The sequence below is a fragment of the Comamonas sp. GCA5 genome, from assembly GCF_036541385.1.
In the GTDB taxonomy this organism is placed as follows: domain Bacteria; phylum Pseudomonadota; class Gammaproteobacteria; order Burkholderiales; family Burkholderiaceae_C; genus Comamonas; species Comamonas aquatica.
Genome location: NZ_JAZHFR010000175.1, coordinates 1 through 1,668 on the forward strand (window position 1 = coordinate 1; position 1,668 = coordinate 1,668).

2 protein-coding genes are annotated in these 1,668 nt (G+C 35.7%); both read left to right on the plus strand.

Annotated elements, in window-relative coordinates; genetic code table 11:
* The coding region (locus SJH88_RS19040; RefSeq protein ID WP_420921766.1) for a tyrosine-type recombinase/integrase at window positions 1-262 on the plus strand (262 nt) is incomplete at its 5' end.
* Complete coding sequence (locus SJH88_RS19045) at window positions 259-1,308, plus strand: hypothetical protein (RefSeq protein ID WP_274755381.1); 1,050 nt, start codon at window positions 259-261, stop codon at window positions 1,306-1,308. The genes SJH88_RS19040 and SJH88_RS19045, both read left to right, overlap by 4 nt.
* Window positions 1,309-1,668: the final 360 nt, after the last annotated feature.

Below are 1,668 nucleotides of genomic sequence, written 5' to 3' on the forward strand. Positions count from 1 at the left end.
CAAGGGAGGATCTCTCTCAGACATGGCACTTCTTACCGTAATGAGAAGAATGTCGCTTGATGCAGTCCCGCATGGCTTTAGATCAACCTTTAGGGATTGGGCCGGAGAGTGTACGAACTACCCCCGAGAAGTTGCTGAGCAAGCGCTAGCCCATACACTTCAAAACAAGGTGGAAGCTGCTTATAGAAGAGGTGACTCGTTGGAGAAGAGGAGAGCGATGATGCAGGATTGGGCTAACTTTTGTTCCACGGGGGCTATATGAAGAAAGCTCATTATCCCAAATTTTTGAGATTCTTTGATCAGGAAAAATTTGATGTTAAGAATAACTCTTTGATTTCGAAAATAAGAAAAATAAATGATGGATCAAAGAAAATTTGGGAAAGCTCTCGTTATATAAATTATCCAGCGAATGATCATGATGCTGATCTACATGTCGATAAATTGTTCGATGATTTTAATGCCAGGTTGGATGGGGATTTAGTACCTTTGGCTTACTCGATAAAGGGGTGCTGCGAGCTACTTTTAAAGAAAAATAAGTCACTTAGAAGTTTCGAGTTTGTAGATGTGATAGATGTCTACTTTAGAAATGGTTGCGAAATTATTAAAAATAATAAGGAAATATTTCTTAATGCTCACTCCATCAATGCTTGGCATCCATTTCTGAGGGTTATTTTTTTATTTGAATTAAATGAAGTTCTCGAAGTATGCCGGGCAACTGACGTTAAGAAAATGGCTTCTGCTTTCGAAAAAACATCTTTGGCATCAAAAGAAGCTATAGAGGATAGAGCTCTATGCCTAATTCAACGAGAGTCAAAAATTCTGACTTTAAGATTTGATGTTATAGCGATAAATTTGACTAGATTTTACTGTGAAACCTTTTTGATAAAAGCTTTGAATGAGTTGAACCTTAAATTGGCAGGAGGTATGTTCATGGCGATTTCTGTAATATTCCCTAGGAACTGTTTTGATCTACGTTCGTTGAACGGATGCATTGGGCATGCATGTGCTTTTATTTCTTTGAATAAATTTTCTGGAAAAGAAGAGAAAATTTTGAGTGAGTTGACGAATGAATTAAATGATTTTGATAGCAGGAAATTGTCTCTTAAGTTTGTTGATAAAGGTGAAATTGAGAGTGTAAAAAAATCTTTTGTAGGAATTAGAAAGTTCAAGGATGAAAACTTAAACAATGAATTAAATGATTTTTGTGAATTTATGACACTCGAAAGAAGTATTTTGAAGCCATTGATTGCTGATCTTTCTAAAGGTGAAATGAAAACATTAAACAATTTAAAAATCAAAACTTTTTGAAATTTATTTTTTATTTTTTTAAAATAGTTAAGTAGTTTTGTTAGGCATATACGATGTTCTGAATGTAGAGCGTAGTTCACAACGAGCAAGACTCTGTTTGTGATGTACCAAAGTGAGAGGAGTCTTCATTTGAAAAGGCTGTTAGCAGTAGCTAGCAGCCTTTTTTATTTTGTTGGTGATTTTTCTACTGCATCCCAGATGCTTTGTAACGAAGAGCAGTTGCTTCGTCGGTACTTCCGATTAATAGATGCATCTGGAGATGAACATGTCAGAAAAAAAGAGATACTTGTTAAGTGTCGGGTCCCGGATGATTACGCACGTTCTTGACGAATAAATCAGGAGCTTTCATCTTCCATTTTT